At 65.6% G+C, this 19,247-nt stretch carries 11 protein-coding genes; 3 read left to right on the forward strand and 8 right to left on the reverse strand.

Going from position 1 to position 19,247, the window contains the following annotated elements:
- Positions 1–21 precede the first annotated feature (21 nt).
- Both ACIBJI_RS04160 and ACIBJI_RS04165 read right to left on the reverse strand, forming a co-directional pair.
- The gene (locus ACIBJI_RS04160) at positions 22–1,926 is read right to left on the reverse strand and encodes a sulfite oxidase (RefSeq protein WP_364344282.1); all 1,905 of its coding nucleotides are present in this window, start codon (positions 1,924–1,926) and stop codon (positions 22–24) included.
- 57 nt (positions 1,927–1,983) lie between these two features.
- A complete protein-coding gene (locus ACIBJI_RS04165; protein ID WP_364344279.1) occupies positions 1,984–2,541 on the reverse strand; it encodes a CGNR zinc finger domain-containing protein in 558 nt (185 codons plus the stop codon).
- An 88-nt stretch (positions 2,542–2,629) separates the two neighbouring features.
- On the opposite strand from ACIBJI_RS04165, the gene ACIBJI_RS04170 reads away from it, so the two are divergent.
- Entirely contained in the window at positions 2,630–3,499 is an 870-nt protein-coding gene (locus ACIBJI_RS04170) for an alpha/beta fold hydrolase (RefSeq protein ID WP_397082964.1), read from the forward strand.
- A 56-nt stretch (positions 3,500–3,555) separates the two neighbouring features.
- Here the strand turns inward: ACIBJI_RS04170 and ACIBJI_RS04175 are convergent, their stop codons facing one another.
- From ACIBJI_RS04175 to ACIBJI_RS04190, 4 genes are all read right to left on the reverse strand, one after another.
- A complete protein-coding gene (locus ACIBJI_RS04175) occupies positions 3,556–5,361 on the reverse strand; it encodes an AMP-dependent synthetase/ligase (RefSeq protein WP_396957175.1) in 1,806 nt (601 codons plus the stop codon).
- A gap of 80 nt (positions 5,362–5,441) precedes the next feature.
- Positions 5,442–6,368 (reverse strand): alpha/beta hydrolase, encoded by a 927-nt coding sequence (locus ACIBJI_RS04180; RefSeq protein ID WP_364344270.1) that lies wholly within the window; start codon positions 6,366–6,368, stop codon positions 5,442–5,444.
- A gap of 27 nt (positions 6,369–6,395) precedes the next feature.
- Positions 6,396–7,226 carry an SDR family NAD(P)-dependent oxidoreductase gene (locus tag ACIBJI_RS04185; RefSeq protein WP_364344266.1) on the reverse strand — a complete coding sequence of 277 codons (831 nt, stop codon included), beginning with the start codon at positions 7,224–7,226 and terminating at the stop codon, positions 6,396–6,398.
- Positions 7,223–8,755: an NAD(P)/FAD-dependent oxidoreductase gene (locus ACIBJI_RS04190; protein WP_364344263.1), complete on the reverse strand. Its 1,533-nt coding sequence runs from the start codon at positions 8,753–8,755 to the stop codon at positions 7,223–7,225. Before ACIBJI_RS04190 ends, ACIBJI_RS04185 begins: the two co-directional genes overlap by 4 nt.
- A 68-nt stretch (positions 8,756–8,823) precedes the next feature.
- Here ACIBJI_RS04190 and ACIBJI_RS04195 point away from each other — a divergent pair, with 68 nt between their 5' ends.
- Entirely contained in the window at positions 8,824–9,450 is a 627-nt protein-coding gene (locus ACIBJI_RS04195) for a TetR/AcrR family transcriptional regulator (protein WP_364344260.1), read from the forward strand.
- Between the two features lie 190 nt (positions 9,451–9,640).
- Entirely contained in the window at positions 9,641–11,287 is a 1,647-nt protein-coding gene (locus ACIBJI_RS04200) for an alkaline phosphatase D family protein (protein WP_397082966.1), read from the forward strand.
- Positions 11,288–11,392: 105 nt separating this feature from the next.
- Here ACIBJI_RS04200 and ACIBJI_RS04205 read toward each other — a convergent pair whose 3' ends face one another.
- Together ACIBJI_RS04205 and ACIBJI_RS04210 are read right to left on the reverse strand one after the other, a co-directional pair.
- A complete protein-coding gene (locus ACIBJI_RS04205; RefSeq protein ID WP_364344249.1) occupies positions 11,393–15,166 on the reverse strand; it encodes a multifunctional oxoglutarate decarboxylase/oxoglutarate dehydrogenase thiamine pyrophosphate-binding subunit/dihydrolipoyllysine-residue succinyltransferase subunit in 3,774 nt (1,257 codons plus the stop codon).
- Positions 15,167–15,262: 96 nt separating this feature from the next.
- Entirely contained in the window at positions 15,263–19,228 is a 3,966-nt protein-coding gene (locus tag ACIBJI_RS04210) for an ABC transporter ATP-binding protein (protein ID WP_397083066.1), read from the reverse strand.
- Positions 19,229–19,247 lie beyond the last annotated feature (19 nt).

Raw genomic sequence — 19,247 nt, forward strand, 5'->3', positions numbered from 1 at the left:
TATCTCGTCGGCGAATTCGGCTCAGCCGACGGTGACTGTGGTGGAGGGGTAGCCGGTGGCGCCGTCGGGGACTACCGGGGCGCGGGCTTCGGTTTGAGTTTCGCCGGTGCCGTCGGTGGCGCGGGCACGGATGGTGTGCGGGCCTGGGGTGGCGTTCCAGTCGTAGACCCACTGGCGCCAGGTGTCGATGGATTGTTCGGTGGACAAGCGGGCGGGTTGCCATGGGCCGTTATCGATTTGGACTTCGACGGCGCGAATGCCGCGATGTTGGGCCCAGGCGACGCCTGCGATGGCGGTGCTACCCGGTTGCAGTTTGGCGCGGGAGCGCGGGGTGTCGATGCGGGTGCCAGTTTTGATCGGACCGTAGGCGGACCAACCGCGGCGGGTCCAGTAGGCGGTGGCGCGGTCGAAGCGGGTGATCTCGAGTTCGGTCACCCATTTGGTGGCGGAGACGTATCCGTAGAGGCCGGGGACGACCAGGCGGGCCGGATAGCCGTGTGCGACCGGGAGCGGCTCGCCATTCATGCCGACGGCAAGCAGCGCATCGCGGCCGTCGGTGAGCACGGCCAGCGGGCTGCCCGCGGTGAAACCGTCGATGCTGTGCGACAGGACCATATCGGCGTCCGGATGCGGTCCGGCTTCGGCGAGTAGTTCGTCCAGGCGGTAGCCGCGCCAGCGGGCATTGCCGATCAGATCGCCGCCGACCGGATTCGATACACAGGCCAGTGTCACCAGTTGCTCGACCGGTGTGCGCTTGGCGAGATCATCCCAGCTGAGCTGGATTTCGTGATCGACCATCCCGTGGATCCGCAAGGACCAATCGTCAACGGAGACCTGCGGCAGGATCAACGCGGTGTCGATCCGATAGAAGTCGCTATTGGACGTCAGATATGGGGTCAGCCCCGGCAATTTCAAATCCGCATCGGGTGCGAGCGAAACGGTCGGTCCGCTCGGTTCCGGCAGCTGAATCGCCGCCCGCTCCCCGGAAACATCCCGCCGCTGCGCCCCGATCAGTCGCCCACCCACCCCGCTGAGCAGCGCCAGTCCACCCGTAATCGCAATGCCCCGCAGCACCTGTCGCCGCCGCGCAACCGGCTCTGCCGTCGAAGCCGTAGGTTCCTTCTTCTGCGCTGCGGCAGTCGAACGGGCCGCCGGCAACTCCGACGCGGCCGCCTTCGCACTGCTGCTCGACGCTAGTTCTTCCGCAGGGACCGAACTGGCCTCAGGGATCTCCACCGTGCCCTGGTCGGTCGAGTCTCGGTGGTCGGCAGTCGGTTCCGGTGCCGCCGATGACGACGCTGCCGGGCTCTCCCCAACTTGCTCGGCCACCTCGTCGGTCCTGCTGCGCGCGGCCGAGGTGTCGGTGCTGGACGAGTCGGCTCGGATGGCCGTGGTTTTCGGTGTTGCGGACTCGGCCCGAGCCTGCGGCCCGACCGATTGGTCTTCGCCGGGGGCGGCTTCGGGTGCGGTGCCCACTGGCAGGGGCGTTTGCGCGGCGGCCGCCGCGTCGTCGATGCGGGCCGTCAGGGCGCGCAGAGCGTAAATGCCTGCGGCAATGCCGATTACGGTGGGCCAGGCAGCGGACAATCCGGCGCGGCCGAAGGCAATGGCCGCGGTGAGCAATCCGAGGGCGGTCAGAAGCCAGGATCCGCGAGGGTGGTCTGTTCGTTCGATGACTCCGATGAATCCGGCGACCAGTACGGCCACCAGTGCCATACAGACGAACAAGAGGGTCTTGTCATTGGTGCCGAAGGTTTGGATGACCCATTCGCGCAGGCCGTCCGGGGTGTGGTCGATGACGGTCGAGCCGAGAGCGTTCGGGGGTGCGCTGTCGGGGCCGATGAAGGCGGCCACGAGCTCGGCCACGCCGAGCGCCAAACCGGCGGCGACAATGCCCGCCGCCACCCGAAAGCGCAGTTCAGCCATGGTCCGAGCCTACTGCCGGGTGCGGTCGGGGAGTATGACCATTCGGTGACGTGCACGTCAGTCCGCGGACTTGTGCCGCTGGTAGTAGCGGGCGACGCGGACCCGGTTGCCGCAGCGTTCGGCCGAGCACCAGCGACGGCGCGGGTGGGCGGGCAGGAACAGCAGAACGCAGTCGTCGGCCTCGCAGCGCTTCAGCTTGCCGATCGACGGATCGGCGAGCAGGTCAGCGGCGGCTTCGGCTACCACTGCGGCCAGCTTCTCGGCCGTCGTGCCATTGCGGCGCATGGTCGCGATCACCGCATCGCCGTCCCACTCCAGCTGTCGGATCGCGGGTGCGGCGGACTGTGTGGCATTGAGTCCGCGCAATGCATCGACGGGCGGGTGGCGATCGTGGAGCAGTGCGTCGAGGACGGCGCTGATGTGGTCGCGCGCCGCATGAACGGCAGCGAGGTCGGCGGAAGTGGGATGCGCAACCGCCAGCTCCGGAAATCGTTCGGCCTGCAGCGCAAGCCAATTCGCGAGGTCATCCGGGGTCGCTAGCAGATCGACACCGGTCGGCCGGGTATTGACCAGGTCCAGTGCCAGCGGCTCGCCGATCAGCAGAGCTTCACTCATGGAACTAATGGTACGTCGAGCAATTGACACATTAGAACTCGATACGATAGAACTAATGCAACATCACGGGAAGAAAGCATGTGAAGTCATGATCGAGCTGCCAGCAATCCAGCACCGCCACATCGATGTCGACGGTGTCGAGGTCCACTACCGTGAATCGGTCCCGGCCCGTGCGGATGCGCCGGTGCTACTGCTGCTGCACGGTTTTCCGTCGGCCTCGCACCAGTTCCGCAGGTTGTTCGATGTGCTGGGCGCGCGGTACCGGTTGATCGCCCCGGACTACCCGGGCTTCGGAAACACCACCGCACCAGCCGATTTCGACTACTCCTTCGACCGACTGGCCGATGTGGTCGAGGGTTTCGTCGAGCAGCTCGAACTGCGCGAGTTCGCCATGTACGTCTTCGATTTCGGCGCTCCGGTCGGCTTCCGCATCGCGCTGCGTCACCCCGAACGGGTCAGCGGACTCATCGTTCAGAATGGCAATGCCTATGAGGCCGGACTATCGGATCTCGCTCGCGACTTCACCGCACTGCGTCCCGAGGACGAAGGAGCGGAAGACACGATTCGCGGCCTGCTCACGCTGGAAGGCACACGCGGTCAGTACGAACACGGCGTTCCCGACCCGACCGTGCTCAGCCCCGAATCGTGGATCCTCGATCAGTATTTCCTCGACCTGCCCGGCCGCAAGGAGGCCCAGGTAGCCCTCGCCTTCGACTACAAGTCGAATGTCGCCGCCTACCCCGAATGGCAGCTGTGGCTGCGCAAGTACACCCGCCCCACCCTCATTGTCTGGGGCTCGAACGACCCCTTCTTCCCGGAGCCCGGCGCGCACGCCTACCTCGCCGACCTCCCCGATGCCGAGCTGCACGTCTTCGATACCGGCCACTTCGCCCTGGAGACACATCTGACCGAGATCGCGCCGCTCATCGCCGACTTCCTGGACCGCCTCCCCAACTGAACCAAAAGCGAAGGCGCCGCCCGCAAATCGCGGACGGCGCCTTTGCAAACCCAGCGTCAGCTGTAGATCTTCTCCACCTCGGACGCGTACTGCTTCATCACAACGGCCCGCTTCAGCGACATCTTCGGCGTCAGCTCACCGGTCTCCTGGGTCCAGTCGACGGGCAGGATGCGGATCTTCTTGATCGCCTCGGCATGCGAGACCTTCTTATTGGTCTCCGCGACCGCCGCATTGACCTCCGCGACCAGCGCCGGATTCTCGATCACCTGCTCGATCGGGGTCTCGACGGGCAGATTGTTGCGTTCCTTCCAGCCCGGCAGTGCCTCCGGATCGAGAGTGATCAGCGCGCCGACGAAGGGCTGTCCGTCGCCGACCACCATGACCTGGCTGATCAGCGGGTGGGCGCGCAGCGAATCCTCCATCAGACCGGGGGAGACGTTCTTACCGCCCGCGGTGACGATGATTTCTTTCTTGCGGCCGGTAATGGTGACGTACCCGTCGCCATCGATGGCGCCCAGGTCACCGGTCTTGAACCAGCCGTCGGTGAACGCGTCCTCGGTGGCGTCGGCATTGCCCCAGTAACCGTTGAAGACAACCGATCCGCGCAGCAGCAGTTCGCCGTCTTCGGCGATCTTGACCGCATGGCCCTCGATCGGCTTGCCGACGGTGCCGACGCGAATATTGCCAGGAGTGTTCACAGTGACCGCCGCAGTGGTCTCGGTGAGGCCGTAACCCTCGTAGATGGTGACGCCGACGCCGCGGAAGAAGTGGCCGAGGCGCGCACCGAGCGGTCCGCCGCCGGAGACCGCCGCCTCACACTGACCGCCGAGCGCGACCCGCAGCTTGCTGTAGACGAGCTTGTCGAAAACCGTGTGCTTGAGCTTGAGCACCAGGCCGGGACCACCGTTATCGAGGGCCTGACTGTAGGCGATGGCGGTCTCGGCGGCCGCGTCGAAGATCTTGCCCTTGCCGCCGTCGTGCGCCTTCTGCTTGGCGCTGTTGAACACCTTCTCGAACACGCGCGGCACCGCGAGGATGAAGTGCGGGCGGTAGCTGCCGAACTGTTCGACCAAGGTGGACCAGTCGGCGGTGAACGCGACAATCACCTTGGCGTCGAAGGCCGCCAGCGTGACAGCACGCGCGAAGACGTGCGCCAGCGGCAGGAACATCAGCGTCTTCTTGCCCTCGGCGACGTACCTGTTCAGCGCGATCCGGTCGGACTTCGACTCCGCGTACAGATTCGAATGCGAGAGCATGACGCCCTTGGGGCGGCCGGTGGTGCCCGAGGTGTAGATCAGGGTGGCCGGGGACTTGGCATTGACCTCGGCGCGGCGCGCGTGCACAGTCGCGTCGTCGAGGTCGGCGCCACGCGCGATCAGCTCGTCGACCGCACCCTTGTCGATCTGCAGGGTCTCCCGCAGATCCGGCAGCGCGCCCGCCTCGATCTCCTCGATGACCTTGCGGTGCTTATCGCTGTCGACCACCAGCAGCTTGGTGGCGGAGTCCTGCAGGATCCACTTGGCCTGTTCGGCGGCCGAGCTGTCGTAGATGGCGACGGTGCAACCACCGGCGGCCCAGATGGCGAAGTCGAGCACCACCCACTCGTAGCGGGTCGGGGCCATGATGGCGACGCGGTCGCCGAGCTCGAGACCGGAGGCGATGAGTCCCTTGGCCACATCGGTGACCGTTTTGGCGAATTCCGCGGCCTTGACTTCCCGCAAGCCGCCACCCTGTGACGCTCCCTCTTGGGTGACGTTGAACAGCACCGCACCGGGCGACTGCTCGGCATGCCGGAAGACGTTATCGGAATTGTTCGCGTCTTCCGGGATGGTGTAGGAAGCCGGGACTTCGAACTCTCGCATCAGTGCCCTTCCACGTGGGTTTACTCGCCAGTAATCTACGACACCTGTGACCGGGACGTCAGCTCGGCCTGCTCGCAGATCTATCCTAAGTCGCGGATCGAGACCGGTTGGACGGCTTCTCGCAGGAAATCCGCCAGTTCGGTCAGTGCGGCGGCCGCGGGACCCACGAGCGCGGCCTGCAGCTGCGCGACGTGCCATAGCCCATTGCTCTCAGTAAAGCTGGCATGTACGCCCGCCGCCCGCAACGCCGTCACGAATTCGACACATTGCGGATGCAGCAACTCGCTGACATCGACCTGCACGTAGGTCGGCGGCAAACCCCGCAGTTCACCATGTAGTGGTGCGTAGCCGGTGTCCTTGCCGTCCCCATCGCCCAGATAGGCCGCGGCGCACGCGCGCGACCAAGCTCGGTTGATCACCAGATCCCGGAACTTGTCCGGGGCCTGATTCGGGTCGACCCACGGCGCGATCAGACCGAGCGCCGCGGGGGTGTAGCCGTGTTCGGCGATGAGCCGCTGTGCGGTGGCAAGCGACAGTCCGCCACCTGCCGAATCGCCCGACAGCGCGATCTGATCGGGCCGGTAGCCGATATTGCCGACCAGCTCCAGGAAGGCCGATTCGGCATCCTCGAGCCCGGCCGGGAACGGGTGCTCAGGTGCCAGTCGGTAGTCGAGAACATAGACGGCGCAACCGGTTTCGTGCGCCAGCCGGGCGGCCAGCGAGCGATGTGTCGCCAGTGATCCGACCGCGTAGCCGCCGCCGTGCAGGTAGAGCACCGCGCCCGCGTTCAGGTTCGGCCTGGCCGAGCCCGCGGTGATTCGTTCTGCGGGTCGACCGCCGAGGCGGAGTCGGTGCACGGTCGTGCTCGATGGCAGAAACTGTGCGCGCGAGCCGATTTCGAGCAGCAGCCGCTGCGTCCGCCAGGGCAGTCGCGCGTTCAGCGAGACCCGGAAGATCGGACCCAGCAGCGCCCGCGCTACGGGTAGCGGAAGGTTGATGTCACGCATGGGTTTTCCTCGATTCCACGCGCTGGTTCAGGGTAGGAAGGGGCGGTTCACCGCGGCGGCGATGCGCTGGTAGCCGGAGGCGGTGACTCGGACGAACAGGTCGAGCACCTTGGCCTCCCAACCGATCAGCACGCGGCCGTGTCCCTTGCGGACGCCCTCGGTAATGGTCTGCGCGGCCATTTCCGGTGTGTGAATAGCCAGCTTCTTGTCGAAAAGCGATGCGGCGCTCTGGCTGTCGATGCCCTCGGCGTAGGTGGCGTTGCGGGCCACGGCGGTCTTGATGCCGCCGGGATGCACACAGGTCACCTTGACCGGATGCTTGCTTACCAGCATCTCCTGGCGCAGCGATTCGGTGAATCCGCGCACCGCGAATTTGGCTGCGTTATAAGCACTCTGGCCCGGGACCGCGATGAGACCGAACAGACTGGAGACATTGACGACGTGTCCGTCGCCGGATTCGATCAGCAACGGCAGGAAGGCCTTGGTGCCATTGACGACGCCCCAGAAGTCGACGTCCATGATGCGCTCGATGTCCTTGAACTCCGAGCGGATCACCTCGCCGTGGTAGGCGATGCCTGCGTTGTTGTAGATCTGGTGCACCTTGCCGAAGTGCGCTTTCACGGCGTCGGCATACAGCAGTACTGCTGCACGCTCGGTGACGTTCAGCCGGTCGGATTTGATCTCGGCCCCGTACGCCTCGCAGCGGCGGACGGTCTCTGCCAAACCGTCGGTGTCGATATCGGAGAGCGCGAGCTTGGCGCCGCGCTTGGCGAGGTTTTCGGCGAGGGCGCGGCCGATGCCGGAACCTGCCCCGGTGATCACACAGACCTTGCCCTTGAAGTAAGCGTCATTGCTCACTGTGCTGCCACCACTTTCAGATCGTTTCGGAAGCTTTCGACGCTAGTTGTCTCATAGGCGGAGACGTCGAAATTCTTTGTAATCCTGCGGAATTCGAAGGTGAAGTCCGGCCAGAGCGTCGTGTTGTTGCCGTGCTTGTCCAGGTACCAGCTGGCGCAGCCGCCGGTACTCCATACGCTCTTCACCAGTTTGCCCTGCAGATCCTTGTTGTAGGCGTCCTGCGCCGCGCGCTGCACCTCGACGGTGCGCAGGCCGAGGCGGTCGATGGTGGCCAGGGCGTCGGCGATGTAGTTGATCTGCGATTCGATCATGTACACCATCGAGGTGTGGCCGAGGCCGACATTCGGGCCGAGCAGGAAGAACATATTGGGGAAGTTGGCGACGGCCGAACCCTTGTAGCCCTGCTGGCCGATCTCGTCGAATACCTCCGCCAGCGTGCGACCGTTCTTGCCCGAGATGGCGTTGTAGGTCGGCGAATCCGTGACGTGGAAGCCGGTCGCGACGATGAGTGCGTCGATTTCGCGCTCGGTGCCGTCTTTGGTGACGATGGAGTTGGCGCGTATCTCGGCGATGCCGTCGGTGACCACGTCCACATTCGGGCGGCTCAGCGCCGGATAGTAGTCGTTGGAGATCAGCATGCGCTTGCAGCCGATCCGGAAGTTCGGGGTGACCTTCTTGCGCAGCTCCGGATCGCGAATCTCCAACTGCAGCTTGGCTTTTGCGATCAGTTCGAAGGCCCGCATAAGTGCTGGAACCTTAGCGAGGCCGACGACCTGGGTTTCGCGTGTGGCGTAGATGGCGGCGCGGGATAGTCGCTGGAAGCCCGGGATGTGTCGGAAGGCAAGGCGCTCCGGCAGAGTGTAGGGGCGGTCCATGCGGGGCAGCAGCCAGGGCGCGGTGCGCTGGTAGACGTCCAGGTGCGCGACCCGCGGTGCGATGGACGGCACGATCTGGATGGCCGAGGCGCCGGTGCCGATGATGGCGACGCGCTTGCCGGTCAGATCGGCGTCGTGGTTCCAGCGGGCCGAGTGGCAGATCTCGCCCTCGAATTCGTTGATGCCCTTGATATCCGGGAGTGCGGGCTCACACAGCGCGCCGACCGCGGACACCACGGTGTCGGCGGTGAACCTGCCCTGGGTCGATTCGATATGCCAGAGGTTGGTGGCGTTGTTCCAGCGGGCCGCGGTCACGTCGCAGTTGAACAGGTGTTTGTCGAGCACGTTGTATTCGCGCGCGACGCCCTGGATGTACTGCTGGATCTCGCCCTGCTTGGAGAACGAGCGCGACCAGTTCGGGTTCGGTGCGAACGAGTACGAGTACAGGTGCGACGGCACGTCGCAGGCCGCGCCCGGGTAGGTGTTGTCGCGCCAGGTGCCGCCGACATCGCTTCCGCGTTCCAACACGAGGTAATCGTTGCGGCCTTGCTTGCTCAACCGGATTGCCAGGCCCAGACCAGCGAAACCGCTGCCGATGATGATGGTCTTGACATGGCGGCTGCCGACAGCTTTGTCTGTAACCTTGCGACTCATATAACCCAGACTACGATCCTATTGAGCATGAGTCAACAGTATTGACCGGCGTTCAGTAAGATGGCCCCGTGAGTAGTCGAGGCACCGTCAAACGCACCCGGCTCAGCCCGGACGAACGCCGTCTACAACTGATCACCCTGGGTGCGAAGATGCTCGGCGACCGCGCCATCGAAGACATCTCGATCACCGAAATCGCAGGGGAAGCCGGGATCTCCCGCGGCCTGCTCTTTCACTACTTCCCAACCAAACAGGACTTCCAACTGGCGATAGTCCGCCATGCCAATGCCGAGCTAATGGAGCGCGTCGCGCCCGATCGCACCCTCGGAGTATTCGAGATGCTGCGCGATTCGATCGAGCGCTACATCGAGTACGTCGGCGAGAACCGCAATTCCTATGTATCGCTGCTGCGCGGCCCGGCCAGCGTGAGCGCCGAGGTGCTCCCCCTAGTCGACCAGACCCGCAATGCCATCATCGACCTCATCCTGACCGAAGTGCCCGTCGATATCCCGGACTCCGACCGCCCCCGCCTCGTCCTCGCCATGCGCGGCTGGATCGCCTTCGTAGAGGAAACCACCCTCACCTGGCTCCGCCACGAAACCATCACCCGCGAACAGTTGGTCGATCTTCTTGTCGAATCCCTACTCGCCCTGGCCCTTTCACTGAACCCCGCGCTGGCCGCCGCGCTACGCGGGTGATCTGCGGGCGATTCGTTACAGCCCGCTGGCCGCCTGACCGAGGCGCGCCTCGATATCCTTTCCGCCAGCAAACGCAACCGCAGCTGGGCCGCAGTCGATGTCCTGGCCGAGTTGGATGCTCTCGGCGCTGCCATCGGCAAACGGACGACGGAACATCTGTGGAGAGATCGAGCGGCGGATATCCTGACGTATGGGTCTGTCTCGTCGGCAGCTGTTGAGGGTGGGTACGGCTGGATCGGTTGCGGTGCTGGTGGGGGCGTCGGCGGCGAGCAGTGGGCGGTTTCGGGCGCCGCGGTGGTTGAGAGATCCGTTCACGTTAGGGGTGGCTTCAGGGGATCCGCTGCCGGATGGGGTGGTGTTGTGGACGCGGTTGGCGCCGGATCCGTTGGCGCCGGACGGGCTCGGGGGGATGGCGCAGCATCCGGTGACTGTCGATTACGAGGTTGCGCACGATGAGCAGTTCCGGCAGGTGGTGGCGCGGGGGAGTGCGATCGCAACACGCGAACTCGCACATACGGTGCATCCGGAGGTCGGGGGACTCGAGCCGGATCGCTGGTACTTCTATCGATTCCGCGCGGGTTCGGCGATTTCGCCGGTCGGTCGCACCCGAACGGCTCCACCGAGCGGACAGCCCACTGCGCGAATGCGATTCGCGTTCGCGTCATGTCAATCGTGGACCTCCGGCTACTACACCGCTTATGAGCATATGAGCGCCGAAGACCTCGATCTCGTTGTGCACCTCGGGGATTACATCTACGAACGCGGCTGGAACCGTGGTCGCGAGGGGATGTCGGTGGAGCCCTATCTCGCCGCAGAAGCGGTCGATCTCCCCGGCTACCGACTGCGCTACGCGCAGGCCAAGGCCGAACAACCGCTGCGCGCCGCGCATGCGGCCTTCCCGTGGCTGGTCACCATGGACGACCACGAGATCGACAACAACTGGTTCGCCGACCACCCTGGCCTCGGCCTCGATATCTACCGCATCCCCGCCCTGTTTCGCCGCCGCAAAGCCGCCGCCTTCCAGGCGATGTACGAACATCAGCCACTGCGCATCGCGGCTATGCCGTCCGGCCCGACCATGCGCATTCATCGCCGCTACACCTTCGGCGACCTCGCCGACATCACCATGCTCGACACCCGCCAATACCGCACCGGCGGAGCCTGCGGCAACGGCAATATCGGCGACGACTGTCCCGGCCGACTCTCACCCGACCGTTCGATACTGGGTGCACCACAACGAGATTGGCTGCTCGACGGCCTAACCCGCTCCACTGCGCGCTGGCAGATCCTCGGCAACCAGGTGGCCATGGCCAAATCCGACTACGACCCAGGCCCCGGCACCAATTTCGGCACCGACGCCTGGGACGCCTACGTAGCCGACCGCAATACCGTCCTCGCCACCGCCGCCGCCCGCGACATCCACAACCTCGTCGTCATCACCGGCGACCGCCACCACAACTACGCCGCCGACCTCCGCCCCGATAACGCCACCACCCCCGAATCCCCGGTCGTAGCAGCCGAATTCACCGGCACCTCGATCACCACCGGAGGCGACGGCACCGACATGAACCCCACCGGCCGCAACCTCCTAACCGCCAACCCGGACATGAAGTTTTTCAACTCCCAACGCGGATACGTTCGCGTCGATCTCGACCATTCCTTGTGGCGGACCGATTTTCGCGTCGTCCCGTATATCCGCCGCCCCGCCGCCCCCATCCACACCCGCGCGAGTTTCGTTGTGCAAGACCGAGTACCAGGTGTGGTTGCGGCATGGCGCCCCGATGACCACACCGACCAGGCCGCTGACCCTGGTACAGCAGGTCCGGCACCACGCTGAGCCGTGTGCTGAATCCGGCCGGACCCGAGCGGTCGGAAACGACAACGCCGGGCCGAATCACTCTGGGGGAGAGTGGATTCGGTCCGGCGTTGGGGCAGCGGAAACCTACGCGGTGGGCTCGAAGGCCTCGGCGACGATTTCGGCTTGCTCCACGGCGTGAACTTTGGACGAACCCGAGGAGGGTGCCGACATGGCCCGGCGGGAGATGCGGCGGAGTTTGGTGAAGCGCTCCGGGAGGAGTTCCGGGAGGTTCAGGCCGAAGAAGGGCCAGGCGCCCTGGTTGGCCGGTTCCTCTTGGACCCAGGCGATATCCGTCGCATTCGGATAGCCAGCCAGTGCCTCGTTGAGGCGGAACTTGGGCAGCGGGTATAGCTGCTCGATGCGGACGATGGCGACGTCTTCGCGCTTCTGCTTGGCCTTTTCGGCGACCAGCTCGTAGTAGAGCTTGCCGCTGGTGAGCAGTACGCGCTTGACCTTGCTGCGGTCGCCGATGCCCTGTTCGTAGGTGGGCTCATCGAAGACCGAGCGGAACTTCGACTCGGTGAAGTCCTTCAGGTCCGAGACCACGGCCTTATTGCGCAGCATCGACTTCGGGGTGAAGACGATCAGCGGGCGGCGGATGCCGTCGAGTGCGTGGCGGCGCAGCAGGTGGAAGTAGTTCGCCGGGGTGGACGGCACGGCGACCGTCATCGAACCCTCGGCGCACAGCTGCAGGAAGCGCTCGATGCGACCGGAGGTGTGGTCCGGGCCCTGACCCTCGTGACCGTGCGGCAGCAGCAGCACGACCTCCGACAGCTGACCCCACTTGGCCTCACCGGAGGAGATGAACTCGTCGATGATGGACTGCGCGCCGTTGACGAAGTCACCGAACTGCGCCTCCCACAGCACGAGTGCGTCCGGGTTGCCCAGCGAGTAGCCGTATTCGAAGCCGACGGCGGCGTATTCGCTCAGCGCCGAGTCGTGCACCGCGAACCAACCCGGGTTGGAGCTGCCGATGTTGTGCAGCGGGGTGTATTCCTCGGCCGTCTTGCGGTCGATGATCACCGAGTGACGCTGGGTGAAGGTGCCGCGACGCGAATCCTGACCGGTCAGACGCACCGCGCGACCCTCATCGATCAGTGTGCCGAAGGCGAGCAATTCGGCGAAGGCCCAGTCGACCTTGCCCTCGTAGGCCATTTCGCGCCGCTTCTCCAGCACCGGCTTGACGCGCGGGTGCACATTGAAGCCGTCCGGCACGCCGAGGAAGGCGTCGCCGATGCGCTGCAGCACGGTCTTGTCCACGGCCGTCACGATGGTGGTGGGCACCTGCTGGTCGTCCTCGACCGATTCGCTCGGTTCCGGGACGTACTTCTCCAGCTCGCGAACCTCATTGAAGACCCGCTCCAACTGACCCTGGTAGTCACGCAGCGCGTCCTCGGCCTCTTTCAGCGAGATGTCGCCACGGCCGATCAGGCTCTCGGTGTAGGCCTTGCGCACCGAGCGCTTGGTGTCGATGACGTCGTACATGTACGGCTGGGTCATCGACGGGTCGTCGCCCTCATTGTGGCCGCGGCGCCGGTAGCAGATCATGTCGATCACGACGTCCTTGCGGAACTTCTGGCGGAAGTCCACCGCGAGACGCGCCACCCAGTCGCAGGCCTCCGGGTCGTCACCGTTCACGTGGAAGATCGGTGCGCCGATGAACTTCGCGATATCGGTGGAGTATTCGGTGGAGCGGCTGTTCTCCGGTGCGGTGGTGAAGCCGATCTGGTTGTTCACCACGATGTGGATGGTGCCGCCGACGCGGTAACCGCGCAGGCCCGACAGGTTCAGCGTCTCCGCGACCACACCCTGACCCGCGAACGCGGCGTCACCGTGCAGCATCAGCGGCATGACGGAGAAGCCCTCCGGCCCGTCGCCTTTGTCCAAAAGGTCTTGCTTCGCGCGTACCAGACCCTCGAGCACCGGGTCCACCGCCTCGAGGTGCGACGGGTTGGCGGTCAGCGAGACCTCGATCTCGTTGTCGCCGAACATCTGCAGGTAGGTACCGCGCGCGCCGAGGTGGTACTTCACGTCGCCGGAGCCGTGCGTGGCGGCCGGGTTCATGTTGCCCTCGAACTCGGTGAAGATCTTCGAGTACGGCTTGCCGACGATATTGGCGAGCACATTGAGGCGACCGCGGTGCGGCATGCCGATGATGACCTCGTCGAGCGAATGCTCGGCGCACTGGTCGATGGTGGCGTCCATCATCGGGATGACGGTTTCGGCGCCCTCGAGCGAGAAGCGCTTCTGGCCGACGTATTTGGTCTGCAGGAAGGTTTCGAAGGCCTCCGCCGCGTTCAACCGGTTCAGGATGTACTTCTGCTGTGCGACAGTCGGCTTGACGTGCTTCTGCTCGACCCGCTCCTGAATCCACTGCAGCTGCTCGGTTTCCAGGATGTGGGTGTACTCCACACCGACGTGGCGGCAGTAGGCATCGCGCAGCACCGAGAGCACATCGCGCAGCTTCATCCGCTCCTGGCCGTGGAAGCCCGCGACATCGAAGGTGCGGTCCAGGTCCCAGAGAGTGAGGCCGTGCTGGGTGACATCGAGGTCCGGGTGGCTGCGGAACTTGTCCTTGACCAGCCGCAGCGGATCGGTATCGGCCATCAGGTGGCCGCGGTTGCGGTAGGCCGCGATCATCTCGAGCACGCGGGTGCTCTTGTCGACACCGCGTTCCTTGACGTCCTTGCGCCAGCGCACCGGCTCATACGGCACGCCGAGGCCGTGGAAGATCTCGTCGTAGAACTCGTCGCTGATCAGCAGGTTGTGGATGGTCCGAAGGAAGTCGCCGGATTCCGCGCCCTGGATGATGCGGTGGTCGTAAGTCGAGGTCAAGGTCATCAGCTTGCCGACGCCGAGCTCGTTGATGCGCTCGTCGCTCATGCCCTGGAATTCGGCCGGGTACTCCATCGCGCCGGCACCGACGATCGCGCCCTGGCCCGGCATCAGCCGCGGCACCGAGTGCACGGTGCCGATGGTGCCCGGGTTGGTGAGCGAGATGGTGACGCCGGTGAAGTCGTCGATACCGAGCTTGCCGTCGCGGGCGCGGCGCACGATGTCCTCGTAGGCGGTGTGGAACTGCCCGAAGGTCATCGCCTCGCAGCCCTTGATGGCCGCGACGACCAGCGAGCGGTTGCCGTCCTTGCCCGCCAGGTCGATGGCGAGACCGAGGTTGGTGTGCGCGGGGGTGATCGCGTTGGGCTTGCCGTCGATCTCGGCGAAGTGCCGGTTCAGATTCGGGAACGACTTGACCGCCTGCACGATCGCGTAGCCGAGCAGATGGGTGAAGGAGATCTTGCCGCCGCGGGTACGGGCCAGGTGATTGTTGATGACCAGGCGGTTATCGATCATCAGCTTCGCCGGAATGGCGCGCACGCTGGTCGCGGTCGGGATCGCCAGCGACGCGGACATGTTCTTGACCACCGCGGCGGCCGGCCCGCGCAGGACCTTCGCCTCGTCGGCCGCAGTGTCCGCGGGCTTCGGCGCGCCAGAGGTGGGCGCGGCATTCGAGGTCGGCGCGGGAGTCGTCTGCGGCGCGCGGGCGGTGGGCTTCGCTGGGGCGGGAGGCTTGGGCGCGGCGGGCGCGGGTGCTGCCGGGGCGGCGGCCACTGTTGCTGGGGTCGCGTTCACCTGCGCGGGAGCCGGTGCCGGGTTGGCCGCCTGCGCGGGTGCTGCCGCGGGCGCGGCGCTGTTACCAGAATCACCCGGGACTTCGGGCGTGTAATCGGCGAGGAACTCGTGCCAACTCTCATCGACGGAAGATGGATCCTGTTTGTATTTTTGATACATCTCATCGACTAGCCACTGGTTCTGTCCGAACTGGGAAGTTGAGCTGCTCACAGCAGGTGTTCGCCTCATTTCGTTCTTCGCGCTGCGACGTTTGTGACGTGCCCGGCACGGGGATCAGCGGATGCGCGCCGATGCGCCCTCTCTGAGAATAGGCCCAGCAGTAAATCAGTGGATCGACTGACCGCCGGACAAACCCGATCCCAAAGATGACGACCCGTCCTCACCCGAGAATATTCCCCCCGTTTCGCTGGCCGCCGCCCAGAGCTGGGCATAGGGGCCACCGGCCGCAACCAACGTGTCGTGCGGCCCGATTTCGGCGATCCGCCCGCGTTCCACGACGGCGATCCGATCGGCTCGCGCGGCGGTGCCCAGGCGGTGCGCCACGACGATGGTGGTGCGGCCGCGAGTCAGCGATCGGCTTGCTACCAGCACCGACGCCTCGGTCTCCGGATCGAGGGTGGCGGTGGCCTCGTCGAGCAGCAGCAGATCCGGACGGACCAGTTCGGCTCTGGCCAGTGCGATCAGTTGGCGTTGGCCTGCCGAGAGGCCGCGGCCGCGCTCGCCGATCGGATGGCGCATGCCCTGCGGTAGCGCGGCGATCATGTCGGCCGCGCCGACGGCGGTGGCGGCCACCGCGATCTCGGCTTCGGTCGCGGAAGGTTTCCCGAATGCAATGTTGCTGGCGACATCGCCGGTGAAGAGGTGAGCTTCCTGCGGGACGATGCCGAGCCGGCCGCGGTAGTCGGTGAGGCGGTAGTCGCGGATGTCGATGTCGTCGACCGCGATCGCGCCCTGGGTGTCGCGCGGCAGGTCGTAGAGGCGGGCCAGCAACTTGACGATGGTGGATTTACCCGCGCCCGTCGGTCCGACCAGGGCCAGCGTGGATCCGGCCGGGATCCGTAGCGAAACTCCGTCGAGGGCGGGCTTCTCGGTGCTCGGATAGTGGAATCGGATGTCGTCGAGGACGACCTCGCCACGCAATCCGTGGTCGATGGCGATCGCATCCGGTGGATCGGCGGCGATGGAGGACGGGGTGCGCAGCAGGTCGCCGATGCGGCGCAGGCCGACGCGCGCCTGCTGGTAGCCGTCGAAGACCTGGGACAATTGCAGGATCGGGCCGAAGAGCAGCTGTAGGTAGAGCACGAAGGCGATCAGTGTGCCCGCGGTCATGGTGTTCTCGGCGACTTCGCGCGCGCCGAAGTACACGACCGCGGCCAGTGCCAGATCGGCCCAGGCGATGACGAAGGCGAAATACATGGCGATCGCGCGCTGGGCGCGCATCCTGCTGGCGCGGTAGCGATCGGAGTATTCGGCGAAGCGGCGGGCGGCGATCGGCTCGTGTCGGTTGGCCTGGACGGCGCGCAGCCCGGCGACATTCTCCTGGAAATCGGCATTGACGGTCGAGACGTGTTCGCGCGAGACGGTGTAGGCGGTAGACGAGACGCGGCGGAACAGCGCTGTCGCCACCAGCAGCGGCGGCAGCGCGATCAGTACCACCGCAGCGAGCGAGGCATCGATGACCAGCAGCGCGACCGCGATGCCGACCAGGGTGAGCAGGCCGATCAGGGTGGTCGCGACGCCGGTTTGCAGGAAGGTCGACAGTGCGTCTACGTCGGTGGTCATCCGGGTCATGATGCGACCGGACAGTTCGCGCTCGTAGTAGTCCAATCCCAGCCGTTGCAGATGGGCGTAGCTGCGCACGCGCAGGCCGTAGAGGACGCGTTCGCCGGTGCGGGCGGTGAGGACGGTGGTCGCCGCGCCGACCGCGAGACCGAGTACCACCAAGACCGCACCGAGCACTCCGGCTCTGGCGAGCGCGCCCGAATCATGGCCGCTCACCCCGGAATCGATGGCGTATCGCACGATCGGTGGGAAGGCGACGCCGATGAGGGTGTCCAGTGCGAGCAGGGTGATTACGGCCAGGACCAGCCAGCGCACCGGACGTAGGAGGCGAGCGAGCCGAAATCCGGGATCTGGTTGGCGCAGCTGCTCATCGTCCGAGCCGGGTTGTTCGGTGGCCGGTGGCAGATGTTCGATGGTGCGGCGCAATTCGGGGGTCTCGCTGAGATCGGCTGCGGCGCCGGAGAAGCCGCCTGGGCCGCTGGTGGGTGTTGCGGCGCGGGCGAAACCTGTGGTGCGCCCGGCACCGATAGCCGTTGTGCGCCCGGGATCGGTGGTTGTGGTGTGCGCGGCGCCGGTGGTTGTGGTCGGTTCGGGATCGGTGGCTGTGGTGCGCGCGGAACTGATGGTTGCGGTGCGGGCGGCACCGGTGGCTGTGGTGCGGGTGGTGCGCTTGGCATCAGCTGACGCTGGGGTGTCAGCGCCTGTGGCTTCGCCGGTGGCGTATGAGACCGGACCGGGAAGCCGGATCACCCGATCCGCGTGCGCCAGTGTGGATTCCCTATGCGCCAGGATCAATGTCGTGCGTCCACCCACATCGGGCAGTTTCTCGAAGATGGCCGCCTCGGTCACGGCATCGACCGCGGAGGTCGCGTCATCGAGTACCAGAATCCGTGGCCGCGCCAAAAGCGCTCTGGCCAAAGCGATTCGCTGCCGCTGCCCGCCGGAGAGTGTCAATCCGCGTTCACCGACAACGGTGTCGTAGCCGTCTGATAGTTCGGTGATGAACTCGTCGGCCGCGGCAAGCTTTGCGGCATAGCGGATTTCGGCATCGGTAGCCGCTGATCGACCGAGGGCGATGTTGGCGGCGATGGTGTCGGAGAACAGGAACGGATCGTCGAACACCACCCCGATCGCGCTCCGGAGATCGGTCGCCCGCAGATCCGCGATATCCACGGCGTCCGCATTTCGCGGGTCTGCCCGCACCGTCGAGCCGTTCGCGGGGCCGCCGAGCTGTGGACCGAAGGGTGCTGCCAGAGGCGAGTCGGCGGTATCGACGGTTCGTTTCTTCGCACCGGTGAATTCACCTGCGATGGTGCCCGGTTCGGCTCCGAAGAGGCGGATGCTGCCGGAGTCGGGGGCGTAGAAGCGGGGGAGAAGCAGTGACAGCGTCGACTTTCCGGAGCCCGCAGGGCCGATGATGGCAACGGTTTCGCCGGGCCGCACGGTCAGGTCGAGGTCACGCAGGATGGGCTGTGAGGGATCGAATCCGAAGGTCAGCGAATCGATTTCGATACCCAGAGGCCCATCGGGGAGGTCGGCCGGGGCAGGCGGGTCGGCGATTTCGGGTGCCGCGTCGATGACCTGGTAGACACGCTCGGCCGCGGCCCTGGTGAGCTGGGCCATGATCACCACAGACGACATGGTTCGGGTGGTCACGGTCATAGTCGTGACATACGCGGAGAAGGCGAGAAACGTGCCGATACCGATAACGCCGTGCAGGGCGAGCAGGCCGCCGACAACGATCACCGCGACCAGCCCGGCTTGCGGAATCGTGGTCACCACGGGGGCGAAGCGCGCATTGATCTTGGCGGCGCGCATGCGCTCGGCGTAGAGAACGCGCCCGTGCTCCTCCAGCACGCGCACCATCCGAGCTTCCTGCCCGAAGCCCTTCACCACCCGCACGCCGGTGACGGTCTCTTCGACATGCTGCGCGACCTCGGCTGCGCGCTGCTGCGCCGACCACGTCGCCGCGTACAGGCGCGGCCGCATCCGATATACCAGCACCGCGATGGCGGGGACCACCAGCAGAGCGACGGCGGCCAGCGGCGGCGACAGCCACACCATGACCGCGGCCGCCAGCAGGAACTCCAGCAATGCCAACCCGGACAGCGGGACCATCGCCAAAAGGCCCTGCACCAACTGCAGATCCGTGATCGAACGCGATACCACCTGCCCGGTGCGCAGTGCGTCCTGCCCGACGCCGTCCAGTCGCTGCAACGAAGCGAGCAGGCTGACACGCAACGAATGCTGCACATCGAGGGAAAGCCGTCCGGCCAACATACGTCGTCCGAACGCCGCCGAGAACCGGCCCAATGCGACAAGCGCGAGTAGTGCCGCGATGGTCCCGATGACGGAGGTGTCACCGACTCCGGCCGCATCGACCGCCCGCTTGGTCAGCAGTGGCGCGGAGATCTCGACCACTGCTCCGGCCACCAACGCGATCGCGATGCCCGTGACCGTGCCCCGGTGGCTCCAACACTCGGTCCACAGTCTGCGCATCCAACCCATACCGCGCTCGGTCACTTCC

This window comes from Nocardia sp. NPDC050408, from assembly GCF_044458905.1.
In the GTDB taxonomy this organism is placed as follows: Bacteria; Actinomycetota; Actinomycetes; order Mycobacteriales; family Mycobacteriaceae; genus Nocardia.

What these genes read in the sequence shown, in the direction of transcription:
- ACIBJI_RS04160 (WP_364344282.1), bottom strand. Translation starts at nt 1,926, where the DNA reads ATGGCTGAACTGCGCTTTCGGGTGGCGGCGGGCATTGTCGCCGCCGGT.
- ACIBJI_RS04165 (WP_364344279.1), bottom strand. Translation starts at nt 2,541, where the DNA reads ATGAGTGAAGCTCTGCTGATCGGCGAGCCGCTGGCACTGGACCTGGTC.
- ACIBJI_RS04170 (WP_397082964.1), top strand. Translation starts at nt 2,630, where the DNA reads ATGATCGAGCTGCCAGCAATCCAGCACCGCCACATCGATGTCGACGGT.
- ACIBJI_RS04175 (WP_396957175.1), bottom strand. Translation starts at nt 5,361, where the DNA reads ATGCGAGAGTTCGAAGTCCCGGCTTCCTACACCATCCCGGAAGACGCG.
- ACIBJI_RS04180 (WP_364344270.1), bottom strand. Translation starts at nt 6,368, where the DNA reads ATGCGTGACATCAACCTTCCGCTACCCGTAGCGCGGGCGCTGCTGGGT.
- ACIBJI_RS04190 (WP_364344263.1), bottom strand. Translation starts at nt 8,755, where the DNA reads ATGAGTCGCAAGGTTACAGACAAAGCTGTCGGCAGCCGCCATGTCAAG.
- ACIBJI_RS04200 (WP_397082966.1), top strand. Translation starts at nt 9,641, where the DNA reads ATGGGTCTGTCTCGTCGGCAGCTGTTGAGGGTGGGTACGGCTGGATCG.
- ACIBJI_RS04205 (WP_364344249.1), bottom strand. Translation starts at nt 15,166, where the DNA reads ATGAGGCGAACACCTGCTGTGAGCAGCTCAACTTCCCAGTTCGGACAG.
- ACIBJI_RS04210 (WP_397083066.1), bottom strand. Translation starts at nt 19,228, where the DNA reads ATGGGTTGGATGCGCAGACTGTGGACCGAGTGTTGGAGCCACCGGGGC.